Source organism: Rhodococcus sp. OK611, assembly GCF_003050885.1.
GTDB lineage: Bacteria > Actinomycetota > Actinomycetes > Mycobacteriales > Mycobacteriaceae > Rhodococcus_G > Rhodococcus_G oryzae.
Map to the genome: position 1 here is coordinate 187,015 of NZ_QAOZ01000004.1, position 16,992 is coordinate 204,006.

Consider the following 16,992-nt stretch of genomic DNA (forward strand, 5'->3'; position numbering starts at 1 on the left):
GCCGCCGCGTCGAGACGGTTCAGACGCCGGCGGCGTCAGCCCCGAGCTCGCCAAGCAAGGCCGCTCGCATCTGCGGCCTCGACGCCGCCACCAGTGTGAATGTGGCCTCGCGCATCAGCCGTTCGGCGGTGGCGCCGCTGACGGCCGCGGGGCTGCCCGTCGCGGTCACCAGCGCGGCGGCGGCCCGGATCGCGAGCTCGGAGGCCTGGGCCCGCGCCGCGAAGAGGTCGAACCGGCCGCCGAGTGCGGCATCGAGATTCGCCCGGACCGCCGTCGCCTCCGACGCGAATCCGGTGGTGTCCACGCCCCGCTCGCCGAGCTCGGTGAGGCAGCGCCGGGCGACGCCCATCGCCATGCACGCGTTGAGCCAGGACCCGAATCCCTGACCGGCCGCGAACTCCTCCTGGGGCACCACCGTGCTCACCCGCTCGTCTGGCACCTCGAAGCCGTCGAACCGCATCCGGACGGTGTTGCTCCCGCGCGCGGCGATCAGCGGCAGCTCCTCCACCGACACGCCCTGGCCGGGGGCCGCGTCGACGATGGCGTGCACGATCGAATCGTCGAACTCGTCGCGGGCGCTCAGCTGCAGGATGTCGACGATGCCCAAGCCGGTCACGAACGGCGCGACGCCGTCGAGCACGTACCCGCCCTCGACGCGGCGCGCGTACAGGAGCGGCGGCTGCGGGATGGCGCCTGCGAAGGCGACGCCTGCCCGGACCGACCCGTCCATCAACCCGTCCCAATATTCATCGCGCAGATCATGATTCGGGCTCGAAGCCAGCCCCGCGACCACGCTGTGGTGCTGCATCCACGTGAAACAGGTGGCGAGGCAGCCGCCGCACAGCGTCTCCACCACCGCCACCAGGTCGTCGATACCGAGACCGGGTCCGCCGAACTCGGGCGGGGCGGCGAGGCCGTAGAAGCCCTCCGCGGCCAGCGCCTCGAAGTGACTGAGCGGGATCTCGCCGTCGGCATCGACGCTGTCGGCGGCGGGGTACAGCACGTCGTCGGCGATCTCGCGTGCGAGCTCGGGCCAGTTCGTCACGCCTGTGAGGGTAGATCCGCGGGGCCGGCAGCAGTGAGAAGCGCGCGGAGGTTTCGGGTGACGATGCCGGTCGAGATCGTGGGGTCGATGGCGCGCTGGATGCCGAGGCCGACGCCCATACTCAGCACGCTGGTCGCGGCGTCGTCCACCGACATCGGGAGCGTGACCTCCCCGGACGCCGTGAGCGCATCGAGCAGGGCCGCCACGATGCCACGCGCCATGTCGAGACTGGCCACGAGCGCGGCCCGCAGCTCCGGGGCGTGGCGCGCCAGCACGATGAACTCGAACTCGAGCGTCGTCCAGCCGACATCGCCGAGGGTGCGCTGCGCCCAGTCCTCGAACGCCGTCAGCCGTTCCTCCAGCGGCGCCTGCCGCGACATCACCTCGGCCACCTCGGCGCCCTTGGTGACGTGGATCAGCTGGAGCACCTCCAGGCACAGCTCGTTCTTGTTGCGGAAGTTCGAGTACACCGCGCCCTTGGAGTAGCCGGCCTCCTCGGCGACCTTCTCGAGCGAGGTCGCGGCGAACCCGTCGGCGAGGAACAGGTCGCGGGCGGTCGCGATCAGATTGGTCCTGGTCTGGGCCTGGCTCTCCGACCTGGTCAAGCGTGCCATTTGCGGTCCTCTCGAATATTCTCACTCTTGGTATACCCATCGTATCCAAATACTGCTAGTTTCTGAATATGACTTCGAGTGACAGACAACTCCGTCGCGGCCTCGTCATCGGTTGCGGCGGAACTCTCGGCGCGGCCTGGACCGTTGCCGCGCTGGTGGCGGTGCGCGACAGCCTCGGCTGGGACCCCCGCGAGGCGGACGTTCTCGTCGGCACCTCGGCGGGCGCGGAACTGGTCACCATGCTCGGCAGCGGGGTTGGCGTGGACGAGATCCTGGCCATGCAGCTGGGGGAGCAGCCGACCCATCCGGCGCTGCGCGATCACCTGGCGGACGCCCCCGGCCGGGTGCCGCCGCTGCCTCGACTCGGGCTCGGCTCGCCGAAGCTGGTGCGCGCGGGCCTGCGCCATGAGGTGGCGCCGGTGACGGCACTGAGCGGGTTGCTGCCGCCCGGCGGGGGTGACGCGTCCTGGCTGCACCGGCTCGCGGTGGGACTGAACCCCGACCGTTCCTGGGTCCCGCACCCCGCGACCTGGCTCGTCGCGATGGACTACGACACCGGAGCCCGCGTCGCGTTCGGCTCGCCCGGTGCGCCGGAAGCGACACTGTCGCAGGCGCTCCGCGCGTCCTGGGCGATCCCGGGCTGGATGCCACCCGTCCGGATCAAGGGCCGCCGCTACGTCGACGGCGGCGCCGCCTCGACCGCGTCCGCGGACGTCCTCGCCCCGCTCGAACTCGACGAACTGGTGGTGCTGGCGCCGATGGCCTCCACCGGCCCCGTCCGCGCCAGGGGAGCCGCCCGCGCGGAACGACTGGTCCTGCGGAGCTGGATGAGCGCGGGCCTGGACGCGGAGATCACCACCGTCGAGGCGGCCGGCACCCGGGTCATCCGGCTCGACGCCACCGCCGAGGACCTGGCCGTGATGGGCCCGAACTTCATGGACGACCGCAGGCGTCTGGCCACGCTGGAGGCCGCCCTCCGCACGACCCGAAAGGCGCTCGCATGACACAGGAACAGCACTTCGAGGTCCTCATCGTCGGGGCCGGCATCTCCGGCATCGGCGCCGGGATCACCCTGCGACGGATGGGGATCACGGACTTCGCGATCCTCGAGAAGGGCGACTCGGTCGGTGGCACCTGGCGCGACAACGACTACCCCGGGTGCGCCTGCGACGTCCCGTCCGGCCTGTACTCGTTCTCGTTCGCGCCGAATCCGGAGTGGACCAGGCTGTTCGCGGGTCAGGACGAGATCCGCGGCTACATCGACCGCACCGCCGCTGAACACGGGGTCGACGCGCACGTTCGATTCGGCACCGAGCTGATCCGCGCGGACTGGGACGAGCCCGCCCACCGCTGGGTGCTGCAGACCTCGACGGGCACGCTCACCGCGAACTCCGTCGTCGCGGCCGTCGGGCCATGGAACGAGCCGCTGGTGCCGCCGATCCCCGGCCTGGACACCTTCGGCGGCAAGGTGTTCCACTCCTCGCGCTGGGATCACGACTACGACCTGGCAGGCAAGCGCGTCGCGGTCGTCGGCACCGGCGCCTCCGCGGTGCAGTTCGTGCCCGCGATCGCACCGACCGTGGGGGAGCTACACCTCTACCAGCGCACGGCGCAATGGGTGCTGCCGAAGCCGGACCATCACGTGCCGAAGGCTGAACGCTGGGTGATGCGCCGTGTCCCGGGCGCGCATCGCGCCCTGCGCGCGATCGAGTACTCGATCATGGAGGCGCTCGGGCTCGGATTCCGGCACCCGTGGATCCTGCGGATCGTGCAGCAGATCGGCAAGGCGCAGCTGCGTGCCCAGGTGCGCGACCCGGAGCTGCGGAAGGCACTCACGCCCGACTACACCCTCGGCTGCAAGCGCATGCTGCTGTCGAACACCTACTACCCGGCGCTGACCCGCCCCAATGTCGAGGTGCACGCCAACGCGGTCGCCTCCGTCCGGGGCAACACCGTGGTCGGGGCCGACGGTGCCGAGCGGGAGGTCGACGCGATCATCTTCGGCACCGGCTTCCACATCCTCGACATGCCGATCGGCGGCAAGATCTTCGACGGTGAGGGCCGCAGCCTCGACGAGCACTGGAAGGGCAGCCCGCAGGCCTACCTCGGCACCACGATCGCCGGCTTTCCCAATGCCTATGTGCTGCTGGGCCCGGCGCTCGGCACCGGCCACACCTCGGCGTTCATGATCCTCGAGGCGCAGCTGGGATACCTGGCGAAGGCGATCGCCGCGGCCAAGGACGGCAACTGGACCCGGATGGAGACCCGCCAGCAGGTGCAGGCGGCCTTCAATGCCGAGGTGCAGCAGGCGTTGGCCACCACCGTCTACAACGCCGGCGGATGCCAGAGCTACTTCCTGGACGTGAACGGGCGCAACAGTTTCAACTGGCCGTGGTCCACGGCGCGGATGAAGACCAGGCTCGGCGAGTTCGACGAGCGTGCATACGAGATGGAGACGCGATGAAGTATCCCGAGATCGATCTGCGCGGTGCGGTCGTCCTCATCACCGGAGCGGGCCGTGGCATCGGCCGTGCGACCGCACACGCCATGGCCGCGCGCGGCGCCTTGATCGCGGTCGCCGACCTCGATCGCGGCGCGGCCGACGAGGTCGCGGCCGAGATCGGTTCGGCGGCACGGGCCTACACGCTCGACGTGCGGACCCGGGCGTCGTGGGATGCCTGCGTCGCAGGCGTCATCGCCGATCTTGGCCCGATCGACATCCTGGTCGGCAACGCAGGCGTGATGCCGGTGGCCGCCTTCCTGGACGAACCGGACGAGATCGGCGAGACCACCCTCGACGTGAACGTGTGGGGGCTGATCCACGGCATGCGGACGGTGGCCCCCGCGATGGTCGCACGCGGCCGCGGCCACATCGTCAACGTCGCCTCGCTCGCGGGCAAGATCGCGATCCCGGGGCTGGCCGTGTACAACGCCAGCAAGTTCGCCGCCGTCGGACTCTCCTCGACGGCCCGCCTCGAGTTCGCGGAGGCGGGCGTCAGCGTGTCCACGGTGCTGCCCAGTGCCGTGCGGACGACGTTGACCTCTGGGCTCCCGCTCGGCAAGGGGCTGCCGACCGTCGACCCCGAGGACATCGCGGCGGCGGTCGTGCGCACGGTGTCGACGCGGCGCGCGCAGACCCCGGTGCCCGGCTACCTGGCCGCACTGGATGTCGGCCTGGCGCTGGCCCCCGAAGCGCTGATCACCCTGGTGCGCCGGGTGATCGGCGGGAACCGGGCGGTGACGTCCGTCGACCCGGCAGGGCGAGCAGACTATGACGAACGGGTGAAGTCGATCAGCCGAACTTCACCCCCTGCGCGAGCGGAAGCTGATCGGAGTAGTTGACGGTGTTGGTGGCGCGCCGCATGTAGGCCTTCCACGAATCGGATCCCGACTCGCGGCCGCCCCCGGTTTCCTTCTCGCCGCCGAATGCACCGCCGATCTCCGCTCCTGAGGTGCCGATGTTCACGTTGGCGATCCCGCAATCGGAGCCGTCCGCCGCGAGGAACCGTTCGGCCTCGCGCTGGTCGGTGGTGAAGATCGCGGACGAAAGCCCCTGCGGCACATCGTTGTGCAGCGCGATCGCCTCGTCGAGGGCCTCGTAGGTGAGCACGTAGAGGATGGGGGCGAAGGTCTCCTCGCGCACCACCGAGGTCTGCGCGGGCATCCGGACCAGCGCGGGGGAGACGTAGTGGCCGCCGTCCGACTCCACCCGTTCGCCGCCCCATACCAGGGTGCCGCCGTCCGCCCTGGCCTTGTCCAGCGCGACCGTCATGGCCTCCCAGGATCGTTCGCGGATCAACGGACCGACGAGGGTGTCCGCCTCGAGTGGGTTGCCGACGCGGAGTTGCCGGTAGGCGGCTGCGACCCGCTCGATCGTCTCCTCGGCGATCGAGGAGTGCACGATCAGCCTGCGCAGGCTGGTGCACCGCTGGCCTGCCGTGCCTGCCGCGGAGAACACGATCCCCCGCACGGCCAGGTCGAGGTCTGCAGACGGCGCGATCACGGCCGCGTTGTTTCCGCCGAGCTCGAGCAGGCACCGGCCGAAGCGCTGCGCGACCCGCGGTCCGACCTCCCTGCCCATCCGGACCGACCCGGTCGCGCTGACAAGGGCGACCCGCGGGTCGTCGACGAGCTGCTCACCGACGGGACCGGCGCCGAGGACAAGGCGATGGACCCCGGCGGGCGCGCCCACGTCCTCGGCGGCCCTGCGCAGCAATGCATCACACGCGATCGCGGTCAGCGGCGTCAGCTCCGACGGCTTCCACACCACGGTGTCCCCGCACACCAGGGCGATCGCGGTGTTCCAGGACCACACCGCCACAGGGAAGTTGAACGCGGAGATCACCGCGACCACGCCCAGCGGATGCCAGGTCTCCATCAGGCGGTGTCCGGGGCGCTCGGACGCCATGGTCCTGCCGTACAGCTGGCGGGACAGGCCGACCGCGAACTCGCAGATGTCGATCATTTCCTGGACCTCACCGAGCGCCTCGGAGGTGATCTTTCCCGCCTCGAGCGTGACGAGGGTGGCGAGGTCCGACTTGTGCTCGGTCAGCAGTTCGCCGAGCCGTCGGATCAGCGCGCCACGCTGCGGTGCCGGCACCGTCCGCCACTGGAGGAATCCGTCGTGCGCGTCGGTGATGGCGTCGGCGACCTGCGCCGGTGTGGACGGCGTCAGCCGGCACAGGACTCCGCCGGTGATCGGGGTGCGGGCGAGCAGGGTGCCATCGGACGACGGGTGCTCGTCACGGGCACCGCATGCGCGCAACGCCGTCTCGGCCATCGTCCGCAGGGTCTCGGTGTCGGGAAGGTCCATGGTGTTCCTCCTGTCGGTGCCTGCTCCAGTGTCCGCTGAGTTAGCCTGCCTTGGTGCCGGACACACTGGACGAGATCGACACCCTGTTGGTGCGTGAACTGATCGCCGATGGCAGGGCCACGCTGGCGACGCTTGCCGAGAAGGCGGGGTTGTCGGTGTCGGCCGTCCAGACCCGGGTGCGCAGGCTGGAGGCCCGTCAGGTGATCCGGGGTTACGCCGCGAAGGTCGATCCGGAAGCGCTGGGCAACCAGCTCTCGGCGTTCGTCGCGATCACCCCTCTCGACCCGTCCAGTCCCGATGACGCGCCTGCCCGCCTCGAGCACATCCCGGGGATCGAGGCCTGTCATTCGGTCGCAGGGGAGGAGAGCTACGTCCTGCTGGTGCGAGTGGCGTCGCCGCGGGCGCTCGAGGCGCTGCTGCAGGAGATCCGGTCGACCGCGAACGTACGGACGCGCAGCACCATCATTCTGCAAACATTTTACGGTGACTAGCTAAGTGCCGAACAATTTTCCACATACTAGTGACTCTGACAGGATTATTAACATAATCTTGGGGTATGAGCACCGCGATCCGGCGTTCTCGGCCCGTCCCCGGCCTCGCCCCTGACGAGGTGCACGAGGTGCTGCGGGCGAGCCTGCTGGTCGACGGCTTCGACCTGGTCCTGGATCTGGAGCGATCGCACGGGCGGCGGCTCGTCGATCAGCGCGACGGCACCACCTACCTGGACATGTTCGGCTTCTTCGCGTCCTCGGCGCTCGGGATGAACCACCCCGACCTCGCGGCGGACGAGACCTTCCTGGCGGAGCTCACCACCGCCGCGGTGAACAAGCCGAGCAACTCCGACATCTACACCGTGCCGATGGCAGAGTTCGTGCGCACCTTCGTCCGGGTCCTCGGCGACCCGGCACTGCCACACCTGTTCTTCGTCGACGGCGGGGCGCTCGCCGTCGAGAACGCGCTCAAGGTGGCGTTCGACTGGAAGAGCCGGACGAACGAGGCCCGCGGGCTCGATCCGGCGCTCGGCACCAGGGTGCTGCACCTGACCCACGCCTTCCATGGCCGGAGCGGGTACACGCTGTCGCTGACCAACACCGACCCGAACAAGGTCGCGCGGTTCCCGAAGTTCGACTGGCCTCGCATCGACGCCCCCTTCCTCGAGCCCGGCCGCGACGCGGACGAGGCCGACGAGCGGGCGCTGGCACAGGCGCGACTGGCGTTCGATCGACATCCCGACGACATCGCCTGCTTCATCGCGGAGCCGATCCAGGGCGAGGGCGGGGACCACCACTTCAGGCCCGAGTTCCTCCAGCAGATGGCGGCGCTGTGCCACGAGCGCGACGCCCTCTTCCTGCTCGACGAGGTGCAGACCGGCGTCGGACTGACCGGGACCGCGTGGGCGTACCAGCAGCTCGGGCTCGCGCCCGACGTGGTCGCGTTCGGGAAGAAGTCGCAGGTGTGCGGGATCATGGCCGGTGGTCGCGTGGACGAGGTGCCCGACAACGTGTTTCGGGTGGCCTCGCGGATCAACTCGACCTGGGGCGGCAACCTGGCCGACATGGTCCGGGCCCGCCGCATCCTCGAGGTGATCGAACGGGACCGGCTGATCGACCGGGCCCGGCTGCTCGGCGCGCACCTGCTCTCGCGGCTCGTCGAACTGGCCGAGCGGCACCCGACCGTGACCGACCCCCGCGGGCGGGGGCTGATGTGCGCATGCACCCTGGACTCGACCGCCAGGCGCGATGCCCTCGTCACCCAGATGCGCGAACGCGAGCGCGTTCTGATCCTGGCGACGGGGGAGCGCGGCATCCGGTTCCGGCCACCGCTCACGGTGACGGTGGCCGAACTCGACGCCGCAGTCGATGCGCTCGATCGGCTGCTGAGCCGGTAGCGCGTCAGCCCCTGGCTGCCTCCCGCTCGAGGCGCTCCAGACGAGGGCGATCGGCGAGGATGTGGATCTCGACGATCCGGCCGTTCGTGATGGTCACGGCCATGACCGACTGCAGCAGGCCGTCCGGTGCGTTGACCATTCCGACCGTGCCGTTGACGAGCGCGGGCACGGACGAGTGGGCGAACCGCGCGAAGCTGAGCGCCTGCGCGGACACCGCCTCCGCCCCGCGAACCACCTTCAGGATTCCGACGCCGGTGTCGGCCCTGAGCACCACGTCGGGGTCGAGGACGGCGACGAGGGCGTCGAAGTCGCCGCCCCTGGATGCGGCGAGGAACGCGTCCACGACCTCCCGCTGTCGGGCGAGGTCGGGATCGGGTACCGGGGTCGAGTCCTGGACGCGGCGGCGGGCGCGGCTGGCGAGCTGCCGGGTGGTGGCGGTGGTCTTCCCCACGACGGCCGCCACCTCCTCGAAGGGCACCGCGAACATGTCGTGCAGCACGAAGGCGAGGCGCTCGGCGGGGGTCAGGGTGTCCAGGACCACGAGCAGTGCGAGGCCGACGGAATCGCCGAGCAGCGCCTCGTGTTCGGGGTCGGTGCCCTCCACCGCGCTGACGATCGGATCGGGCAGCTGCTGGTCGTCGATGGAGTCCTCGCGGCGGACCTTGCGAGAGCGCAGCATGTCCAGGCAGACCCGTCCCATGACCGTCGTCAGCCACCCGCCGAGATTCGTGAGGCTCTCGGCCTCGGACCGGCTCAGTCGCAGCCAGGTCTCCTGGATCGCGTCGTCGGCATCGCTGAACGAGCCGAGCATTCGGTAGCCCACCGCCAGCAGATGGGTGCGGTGGTCCTCGAAACGCAGCGCCAAGGAGTCGTTCTCGTCCATCTGTCACATTCTCCCGTCGCGTTCCGTCATCACTGTGACGGACGAAAACCCGGACAACACTGGAGGGGTCATTATGCAGGCACGAATGGGCAACCCGGCAATGGTGGTTCCAGGCGCGATGGAAGCGTTGCTGGCGCTGGGCAAGGCGAGCGAGAGCGGCACCGTTCCGAAGACCACACACGAGCTGGTCCACCTGCGGGCCAGCCAGATCAACGGCTGCAGCGTCTGTGTCGACATGCACGCCCGCGAGCTGAAGAAGGGCGGCGAGTCGGACGAGCGGGTGTTCGCCGTCGCGGCGTGGCGGGAGACTCCGTACTTCACCGACGCCGAACGCGCTGCACTGGCGCTGGCCGAGGCGGTCACCCGGCTCAGCGATCGGGCGGACGCGGTGCCGGACCAGGTGTGGGACGAGGCCGCGGACCTCTACGACGAGCAGGAGTTGGCGTCGCTGATCCTGTCGATCGCCACGGTGAACGTCTGGAATCGGGTGAACGCCGCCACCCGGCAGGTCGCGGGGGCTTGGGGGTAGTAGGCGCCCAGCTCAGGATTCGCCGGCCCGATCGAAGACGAGCTGCGCACGCTGCGCCATGTCGGCGCCGATCTTGTAGCCCTCGGCGATCAGGTGCTCGTGCACCTGCGGGTCATCGGTTTCCGCTCCGAAGAGCAGCCGCACGGACGACTCCTCGATTCGGGAGTATCCCGCGATGCCGTGCTGTAGCTGGGTGGTCATCGCCTCGCGGTAGCCGCGCCGATCGTAGGTTCCGCCGTCGACGGCGGCGACCCCGACGAAGTGCAGCTGGTCGATCGCGCTCGGACCGCCGTCCGGGCCGTCGTCGTAGGCCCAGCCGCGGGTGAACACGCGGTCGATCCAGCCCTTGGCGAGGGCGGGCATGGCCCACCAGTACACGGGGAAGAGGACGACGACCACGTCCGCGGAATCGAGGAGTCGCTGCTCCCGCAGCACGTCGGCGGGGACGGCACCGGCCTGCCGGTAGTGCGCGAGATCCTGCTCGCCGAAGACGGGATCGAATCCCGCTCGAGAGAGGTCGTGCGTCGTGACGGTCGCGTTCCCGTCGGTCTCGATGCCCTGCTCGATTGCGCGGCCGATGGCCCAGGTGGCCGAGTCGTTGTCCGGATGGGCAACCACGAGAACCACGTTCGGTCGAGTCGTTTCGTTTGTCATGCGGCCAACGTAAAGTATGACATTAACGTCAATGTCAAGGGTGGAGGGCTGATGCGGATCAGTGAGCTGAGTGCCGTGACGGGCGCGAGTGCCCGGATGCTTCGTCACTACGAGAGCGCCGGCCTGCTCTCGCCCGGCCGCGACCTCAACGGCTATCGCCGCTACGCGCTCGAGGACGCGAAGACGGTCGACGATGTCCGATGCCTGCTGGCATCGGGTCTGACGTTGTCCGAGGCGGCCGCGATGCTGCACATCGTGTGCGGCGACGAGCCGAACCCATCGGACGACGAGCGCGAGGCCGCTCTGGCCAAGCTCGACGAGCGCAGTCGCCAGTTGGACGCGGGTATCGCGCGTCTGCTCGCCGAGAAGGCGAGCATCCATGAAATCCGTTCAAACATCGAACGAAATTACGGGCGGGCCTGAGAGCGGCGCGGGATCGTGGTCTACCGTGCTGATATGAGCACTTCTTCCACGGTCGGCGCCGGCATTCCCATCCCTTCGGTGCCCAACCTACGCGACATCGGCGGCTACCCGGCGGCAGAAGGGGCCCGGGTCAGGACCGGCGTCGTCTACCGGTCGACCGACCTCGGGCGCGTGGCCGACGGTGACGTCGCCGCGTTGGACGCCCTGGGGATCACCACGGTCTTCGACCTGCGGACCGAATCCGAGCGGGAGCTGCTGCCCGACCGGGCCCCGAGCGGCGCGAAGGAGGTGGCGCTGGACGTCCTCGCGGACACCGACCCGAGCGCGGCCCCGGCGATGATGCAGCACATCCTCACCGACCCGAAGGTGGCGGAGCAGCTGCTCGGCACCGGCGACACCAACGAATTCCTGCTCAAGGTCTACGGAGAGTTCGTCACCCTGCCCAGCGCGGTCTCGTCCTACCGCATGCTGTTCACGGACCTGGCGCGCGCGGAGGGCGCGCCCGCGCTGATCCACTGCACCACCGGCAAGGACCGGACGGGCTGGGCGTCGGCGTCGCTGCTGCTGTTCCTCGGGGTCAGCGAGGAGGACGCGTTCGCGGACTACCTGCTGACCAACGAGCAGCTGCTGCCCTCGTTCGAGCCGGTCTTCGACAAGTTCCGTGCCGCGGGCGGCAACCCCGACCTCCTCCTGCCGATCCTCGGCGTGCGCAGGCCCTACCTCGAGGCCGCGATCGAGCAGGTTCGCTCCGGCTTCGGCGACTTCGAGGGCTACTTCGCGGACGGCCTCGGGATCTCGGCGGCCGACCGGGACGCGCTGCGCACGAACCTGCTCACGTAACAGTCAGCTCCAACGCGCCCTCGGCGAACCGGCGGATGACGGTCGTCGCAGTACCGAGCGCATCCTCGTGCCCTGGACGGGCCCAGCCGGCCAGCACGGCCCTGGGTCCGTCCAGGGTCAGGCCCACCTCGGCGAGCAGCTCTCCGGTGTTCGGCTGGCACACCGCCCACGAGTAGTGCTCGTCGGACGCCCACTGCGCGGTGCGGGTGGCGACGTAGTCAGGGTCGTCGATCCCGCCGTCGGCGAGGGCGGGCCGGTCGTCGACCCGCTCGTCGGCGCGCAGCGCGCGCAGGTACCAGGCGCCCGCGTTGACCTCGATCGGTTCCATCTACTCGCCGTTCCCGTCTCTCGATGTAATGACGAACGCCCCGACCGCTGATGCGGTCGGGGCGTTCGTCGTTGGATTGCGAGCTACTTGAGCTCGGCCAGGACGGTGCCCTGGGTGATGGCGGCGCCCGGCTCGACGGCCAGTCCGGTCACGATGCCGGCCTTGTGCGCGTTGACGGGGTTCTCCATCTTCATGGCCTCGAGCACGGCGATCAGATCGCCCTCGGCGACCTCCTGGCCCTCCTCGACGGCGACCTTGACGACAGTGCCCTGCATGGGGGCCGTGACGGCGTCACCGGACGCGGCTCCGCCCGCGCCGCCGCCACGCTTGCGCGGCTTCGGCTTCTTGCGGGTGGCACCGTTGGTGGACCCGCCGCCGCCGAGCGAGAACTGCCCGGGCAGCGACACCTCGACGCGGCGTCCGCCGACCTCGACCACGACGGACTGACGCGGCAGCGCCTCGTCCTCGTCGAGCGCCTCACCGGCGGTGAACGGCTCGACGGTGTTCTTCCACTCGTTCTCGATCCACTTGGTGTAGACGTCGAAGCTCTCGCCGTTGCCGATGAACGCGGGGTCCTCGACGATGGCGCGGTGGAACGGGATGACCGTCGCGAGGCCCTCGACGTGGAACTCGGCCAGCGCGCGGCGGGCGCGGGCGAGCGCCTGGTCGCGGGTGGCGCCGGTGACGATCAGCTTGGCCAGCATCGAGTCGAACTGGCCGCCGATGACGGAGCCGGACTCGACGCCGGAGTCCATGCGGACGCCGGGGCCGGTCGGGGGGACGAACTTGGTGACCGGCCCGGGGGCGGGCAGGAAGCCGCGGCCCGCGTCCTCGCCGTTGATCCGGAACTCGAAGGAGTGGCCACGCGGTGCCGGATCCTCGGTGAACTCCAGCTCCTCGCCGTTGGCGATCTTGAACTGCTGGAGGACGAGGTCGATGCCGGCGGTCTCCTCGGTGACGGGGTGCTCGACCTGCAGGCGGGTGTTGACCTCGAGGAACGAGACGGTGTCGCCCTGCACCAGGAACTCGACCGTGCCCGCGCCGTAGTAGCCGGCCTCCTTGCAGATGGCCTTGGAGCTGGAGTGGATGCGGGCGCGCTGGTCGTCGGTGAGGAACGGCGCGGGCGCCTCCTCGACCAGCTTCTGGAAGCGGCGCTGCAGCGAGCAGTCGCGGGTGCCCGCGACGATGACGTTGCCGTGCTGGTCGGCGATGACCTGGGCCTCGACGTGGCGGGCCTTGTCGAGGTACTGCTCGACGAAGCACTCGCCGCGGCCGAAGGCGGCGATCGCCTCGCGGGTGGCGGAGTCGAAGAGCTCGGGGATCTCCTCGATGGTGTGGGCGACCTTCATGCCGCGGCCACCGCCACCGAAGGCGGCCTTGATCGCGACCGGGACGCCGTACTGCTTGGCGAACTCCACGACCTCGTCGGCGTTCTTGACCGGGTCCTTGGTGCCTGCGGCCATCGGGGCCTTGGCGCGCTCGGCGATGTGCCGGGCGGTGACCTTGTCTCCGAGGTCGCGGATGGACTGCGGCGAGGGACCGATCCAGATCAGCCCGGCGTCGATGACGGCCTGGGCGAAGTCGGCGTTCTCGGACAGGAAGCCGTAGCCGGGGTGGATCGCGTCGGCACCGGACCGCTTCGCTGCGTCGAGGATCTTGTCGAACACGAGGTACGACTCGGCGGATGTCTGGCCGCCGAGGGCGAAGGCCTCGTCGGCAAGGCGCACGAACGGCGCGTCGGCATCCGGCTCGGCGTACACGGCGACGCTGGCCAGGCCTGCGTCCGCTGCCGCCCGGATCACACGCACGGCGATTTCGCCGCGGTTGGCGACGAGCACCTTGGTGATGTGCGCGCTGGCATGACTGGGCACTGAGCCTCCTGTTTGTCGCAAGGGGTACCCGCTGTTCGATCCCCTTCCGGGGGTCGTACCCGGCGGGGTGGTTACGGGCATCACATCGGAGTGTAGGCATCGCCCACCGGCCCTATGTAATCGGATAGCGAATTCGTCGCGAAGGCCCCGTGGGGCGGCCAAACCCTACTGACCAGTAATTCTTCCGGTCACCGGGTGATCTGGTCCGCGAGCGTGCAGGTACCGGTGCCCACGACCTCCTCCATCAGGTTCCGGAGCCGGCCGAGATAGCGGTGGACGTTGGCCGCCGCCTCACCGGTGTCGGGGTACCGGGCGGCGATGTTCACACCTCGAGGGGTTCGGTTCACCCAGATGTGCACGTCGTGCTCGTACTGCTTGCTCCGCAGGGCCCGCGCGTTCCATTCCGGCCACTGCGTCGCCGCAGGAACGAAGCGCAGATCCATGTAGGAGACGACGAATCGCGGCCTGGCCGCGGTGGTGAGGACCTCACTGACCCGTTCGTAGGGATACCGGGCCGCGGGCTTCGCCGCCGCGATCTGCGCCTGCGCGCGCGCCGCCAGTTCGCCGAACGACTGGGCGCCGTACACGTCGAAGCAGATCGGGCCGAGTCCCACATACCAGCCGACCGACGCGGCCAGCTGCGGGTCGTTCCTGGTGTGCATCGGGGTGACCGCCTCGAATCGCGGCTCGCCCGCGAGCTCGGCTCCGACGATGCCGAGGCACGCGAGGGTGCCCGCGAAGAAGCTGTGACCGAGCTTGCGGCAGGCGAGCGTGAACGCGTCCGCGCCGTCGGCGTCGAGCGCCCACGCGGACACGCCGCTCTGCGGCACCGGGCCGGGGTCGGCGGCGCCGATGTCGAGCGGGAACTCGGGCAGGGTCCCGCCGCAGTGATCGAGGGTCGACCGCCACAGTTCGACCACCGGGTGGCCGGGGTCCAGCTCGGCCGCGGTGTCCCGTTCACGGGCCCCGAAGTCCACGTAGCTGCCCACCGGGAACAGGTCGGCGTCGATGCCGCCGCGGGCCTGCCGGTACAGCGCCTCGATCTCCTGCGCGACGATCACGACGGACAGGCCGTCGATGATCGCGTGGTCGGCCGCGAGGAACACGGTGAAGCGATCGTCGGGGCCGGGCGGCACCAGCGTGGCGAAGGCATACGAGGGCCAGGACAGCGGGGACGTGCAGCCGTCGAACAGCTCGGCCAGGTCGGCGTGGTTCTCTGCACCGCTGGTCCGGTAGCCGTGGCTGCGGGCGGTGACCCGAACCCGCCCCGTCTCGATCGTGTGACGGCTGACCGCGCCTGTGGTCGGGCTGATGCTCGCGTGACTTCGCAGCGCCTCGTGCCGATCGATCCACTCGTTCAGCGCGTGTGCGAGGGCCGCGGTGTCGAGCTGTCCGGTGATCTCGAATGCTGTCCCGAGCCACGATCCGTGTTCGGGACCGGTGGTGCGGGTGGCCTGACGCAGGCGAGCCTCGTGCACGTACGACGCGGGCCGGGGATCGTCGAACCAGGGCGACGATCCGTCGTCGAAGGGCGCGGACGGGAGCCACTCGGTGAGGGTGCCCGCGGAGATGGGGTAATCGGAGAGTTCGGTGAATTCCATTGGCAACATCCAATTCTTGCGAGTGGTGTGCTGATGGATGGGGAGGACAACACTGACCCGCCCGTCCGGGAGTCTACCGGCGGGCGGGTCGGTGTGCAGGTCTCGATCAGTCCGTGAGGTGTCGCTTGATGCGCGTCAGCATCGCGGACATCCCGCGTAGCCGGAGCGGGCTCACCGCCTCCGCGAGGCCAAGCGCCGAATAGAAGTCGGCGGGGACATCGAGAATTGCCTTGGCGCTCTGGCCGTCGAGGCCCTGGTGCAGGATCGACGCGAAGCCTCTTGTCGTCGGCGCCTCGGGTGGGGCGCTGAAGTACAACCGCACGTGCTCCCTGTCGGCGGCGTCGACCGAGAGGAACAGCGGCGACTGGCACTCGGGGACCGGTTCCATCGCCGCCTGCTCGAGCTCGGCGGGCAGATCGGGGAGTTCGCGGCTGAACTCGAGCAACAACTGCAGCTTCTGCTGACCGTCGACGGCGGCGAAGTCGTCGACGATCTCGGCGAGCGGTTCGGGCAGGCTCATGCGGTCGCCGGGACCTCTCCGGGCTCCTCACCCTTGGCGATCGGGACCCGCACCGCGTTGCCCCACTCGGTCCAGGAACCGTCGTAGTTGCGCACCTTGTCGAAGCCGAGCAGGTGGGTGAGCACGAACCAGGTGTGGCTCGACCGCTCGCCGATACGGCAGTACGCGACCACGTCGTCGGTCGGCGCGTAGGCGGCGTAGATCTCTTCCAGCTCCGTGCGGGAGCGGAACCGGCTGTCCGGCGCCGCGGCCTTTGCCCACGGGATCGATGCCGCGGTCGGGATGTGGCCGCCGCGGAGGGCGCCCTCCTCCGGGTAGTCGGGCATGTGGGTGCGCTCGCCGGTGTACTCCTGGGGCGAGCGGACGTCGATCAGCGGTCCCTTGCCCAGGTGCCCGAGGACGTCGTCCTTGAAGGCGCGGATGGCGGCATCGTCGCGCTCGACCACCGGGTAGTCGGTGCGAGGGTTCTCCGGCACGTCGAGCGTGGTGCCCCGGTCCTCCGCGATCCACGCGTCCCGGCCGCCGTCCAGCAGTCGCACGTCCTCGTGGCCGAAGAGGGTGAACACCCACAGCGCGTAGGCGGCCCACCAGTTGCTCTTGTCGCCGTAGATCACGACGGTGTCATCGCGGCTGATGCCCTTGCGGCTCATCAGGTCCGCGAAGGCCTCGCCATCGATGTAGTCGCGGGTCACCGGATCGTTGAGGTCGAGGTGCCAGTCGATCTTCACCGCGCCCGGGATGTGGCCCACGTCGTAGAGCAGCACGTCCTCGTCCGACTCCACGATCTTGACGCCCGGTGCGCCGATGTGAGCGCCCAACCATTCGGAGGTGACCAGTCGTTCGGGATGGGCGTACGCCGCGAAGGAGGGGTTCGGGTCGGGCGCTACGGGCACTGGGGATCTCCTGACGAGGCGGCAAATGGGTCGCCGTCGATTCTAAGCTGACGGCGCCGGGTGTGCCGCCCGCGCCGACGTCGATCGGCG

General features: G+C 69.7%; 18 protein-coding genes. 8 read left to right on the plus strand and 10 right to left on the minus strand.

The window, feature by feature from the left end; genetic code table 11:
• Nucleotides 1–19: 19 nt before the first annotated feature.
• Both C8K38_RS06570 and C8K38_RS06575 read right to left on the minus strand, forming a co-directional pair.
• The gene (locus C8K38_RS06570; RefSeq protein WP_097210497.1) at nt 20–1,045 is read right to left on the minus strand and encodes an acyl-CoA dehydrogenase family protein; all 1,026 of its coding nucleotides are present in this window, start codon (nt 1,043–1,045) and stop codon (nt 20–22) included.
• Nucleotides 1,042–1,659 carry a TetR/AcrR family transcriptional regulator gene (locus tag C8K38_RS06575; protein ID WP_097210498.1) on the minus strand — a complete coding sequence of 206 codons (618 nt, stop codon included), beginning with the start codon at nt 1,657–1,659 and terminating at the stop codon, nt 1,042–1,044. Before C8K38_RS06575 ends, C8K38_RS06570 begins: the two co-directional genes overlap by 4 nt.
• Nucleotides 1,660–1,727: 68 nt before the next feature.
• On the opposite strand from C8K38_RS06575, the gene C8K38_RS06580 reads away from it, so the two are divergent.
• Genes C8K38_RS06580 through C8K38_RS06590 form a run of 3 tightly spaced genes read left to right on the plus strand, consistent with a single transcriptional unit; the run spans nt 1,728 to nt 5,001 of the window.
• Nucleotides 1,728–2,663 carry a patatin-like phospholipase family protein gene (locus tag C8K38_RS06580; RefSeq protein WP_097210499.1) on the plus strand — a complete coding sequence of 312 codons (936 nt, stop codon included), beginning with the start codon at nt 1,728–1,730 and terminating at the stop codon, nt 2,661–2,663.
• The gene (locus C8K38_RS06585; RefSeq protein WP_097210500.1) at nt 2,660–4,123 is read left to right on the plus strand and encodes a flavin-containing monooxygenase; all 1,464 of its coding nucleotides are present in this window, start codon (nt 2,660–2,662) and stop codon (nt 4,121–4,123) included. Before C8K38_RS06580 ends, C8K38_RS06585 begins: the two co-directional genes overlap by 4 nt.
• Nucleotides 4,120–5,001 (plus strand): SDR family oxidoreductase, encoded by an 882-nt coding sequence (locus tag C8K38_RS06590; RefSeq protein ID WP_097210501.1) that lies wholly within the window; start codon nt 4,120–4,122, stop codon nt 4,999–5,001. The genes C8K38_RS06585 and C8K38_RS06590 overlap by 4 nt, the downstream gene beginning before the upstream one ends.
• On the opposite strand, the gene amaB is transcribed toward C8K38_RS06590, so the two are convergent.
• Nucleotides 4,952–6,472, minus strand: a complete 1,521-nt coding sequence (gene amaB / locus C8K38_RS06595) for an L-piperidine-6-carboxylate dehydrogenase (protein ID WP_097210502.1) — start codon at nt 6,470–6,472, stop codon at nt 4,952–4,954. The two genes, C8K38_RS06590 and amaB, sit on opposite strands and share 50 nt — an antisense overlap.
• A 50-nt stretch (nt 6,473–6,522) precedes the next feature.
• On the opposite strand from amaB, the gene C8K38_RS06600 reads away from it, so the two are divergent.
• Together C8K38_RS06600 and lat are read left to right on the plus strand one after the other, a co-directional pair.
• Nucleotides 6,523–6,963, plus strand: coding sequence for an Lrp/AsnC family transcriptional regulator (locus C8K38_RS06600; protein WP_097210503.1), 441 nt, complete (start codon nt 6,523–6,525; stop codon nt 6,961–6,963).
• Between the two features lie 65 nt (nt 6,964–7,028).
• The gene (lat, locus tag C8K38_RS06605; RefSeq protein WP_097210504.1) at nt 7,029–8,360 is read left to right on the plus strand and encodes an L-lysine 6-transaminase; all 1,332 of its coding nucleotides are present in this window, start codon (nt 7,029–7,031) and stop codon (nt 8,358–8,360) included.
• Nucleotides 8,361–8,364: 4 nt separating this feature from the next.
• Here the strand turns inward: lat and C8K38_RS06610 are convergent, their stop codons facing one another.
• A complete protein-coding gene (locus C8K38_RS06610) occupies nt 8,365–9,243 on the minus strand; it encodes a sigma-70 family RNA polymerase sigma factor (RefSeq protein WP_097210505.1) in 879 nt (292 codons plus the stop codon).
• Nucleotides 9,244–9,316: 73 nt separating this feature from the next.
• Here C8K38_RS06610 and C8K38_RS06615 point away from each other — a divergent pair, with 73 nt between their 5' ends.
• The gene (locus tag C8K38_RS06615; RefSeq protein ID WP_097210506.1) at nt 9,317–9,772 is read left to right on the plus strand and encodes a carboxymuconolactone decarboxylase family protein; all 456 of its coding nucleotides are present in this window, start codon (nt 9,317–9,319) and stop codon (nt 9,770–9,772) included.
• 12 nt (nt 9,773–9,784) lie between these two features.
• Here C8K38_RS06615 and C8K38_RS06620 read toward each other — a convergent pair whose 3' ends face one another.
• Entirely contained in the window at nt 9,785–10,426 is a 642-nt protein-coding gene (locus C8K38_RS06620; protein WP_097210507.1) for an NAD(P)H-dependent oxidoreductase, read from the minus strand.
• A gap of 51 nt (nt 10,427–10,477) precedes the next feature.
• Here C8K38_RS06620 and C8K38_RS06625 point away from each other — a divergent pair, with 51 nt between their 5' ends.
• Together C8K38_RS06625 and C8K38_RS06630 are read left to right on the plus strand one after the other, a co-directional pair.
• Nucleotides 10,478–10,849 carry a MerR family transcriptional regulator gene (locus C8K38_RS06625; RefSeq protein WP_179800465.1) on the plus strand — a complete coding sequence of 124 codons (372 nt, stop codon included), beginning with the start codon at nt 10,478–10,480 and terminating at the stop codon, nt 10,847–10,849.
• Nucleotides 10,850–10,882: 33 nt separating this feature from the next.
• Nucleotides 10,883–11,689 (plus strand): tyrosine-protein phosphatase, encoded by an 807-nt coding sequence (locus tag C8K38_RS06630; protein WP_097210508.1) that lies wholly within the window; start codon nt 10,883–10,885, stop codon nt 11,687–11,689.
• Here the strand turns inward: C8K38_RS06630 and C8K38_RS06635 are convergent.
• The 5 genes from C8K38_RS06635 to C8K38_RS06655 form a co-directional block, all read right to left on the minus strand.
• Nucleotides 11,682–12,017 carry a hypothetical protein gene (locus C8K38_RS06635; protein WP_097210509.1) on the minus strand — a complete coding sequence of 112 codons (336 nt, stop codon included), beginning with the start codon at nt 12,015–12,017 and terminating at the stop codon, nt 11,682–11,684. The two genes, C8K38_RS06630 and C8K38_RS06635, sit on opposite strands and share 8 nt — an antisense overlap.
• Nucleotides 12,018–12,100: 83 nt before the next feature.
• Entirely contained in the window at nt 12,101–13,888 is a 1,788-nt protein-coding gene (locus C8K38_RS06640; RefSeq protein ID WP_097210510.1) for an acetyl/propionyl/methylcrotonyl-CoA carboxylase subunit alpha, read from the minus strand.
• 188 nt (nt 13,889–14,076) lie between these two features.
• Nucleotides 14,077–15,489 carry a condensation domain-containing protein gene (locus C8K38_RS06645; RefSeq protein ID WP_097210511.1) on the minus strand — a complete coding sequence of 471 codons (1,413 nt, stop codon included), beginning with the start codon at nt 15,487–15,489 and terminating at the stop codon, nt 14,077–14,079.
• Between the two features lie 106 nt (nt 15,490–15,595).
• Nucleotides 15,596–16,009, minus strand: a complete 414-nt coding sequence (locus C8K38_RS06650; RefSeq protein WP_097210512.1) for a SufE family protein — start codon at nt 16,007–16,009, stop codon at nt 15,596–15,598.
• Nucleotides 16,006–16,902, minus strand: a complete 897-nt coding sequence (locus C8K38_RS06655; protein ID WP_097210513.1) for a sulfurtransferase — start codon at nt 16,900–16,902, stop codon at nt 16,006–16,008. The genes C8K38_RS06650 and C8K38_RS06655 overlap by 4 nt, the downstream gene beginning before the upstream one ends.
• Between the last annotated feature and the right edge of the window lie 90 nt (nt 16,903–16,992).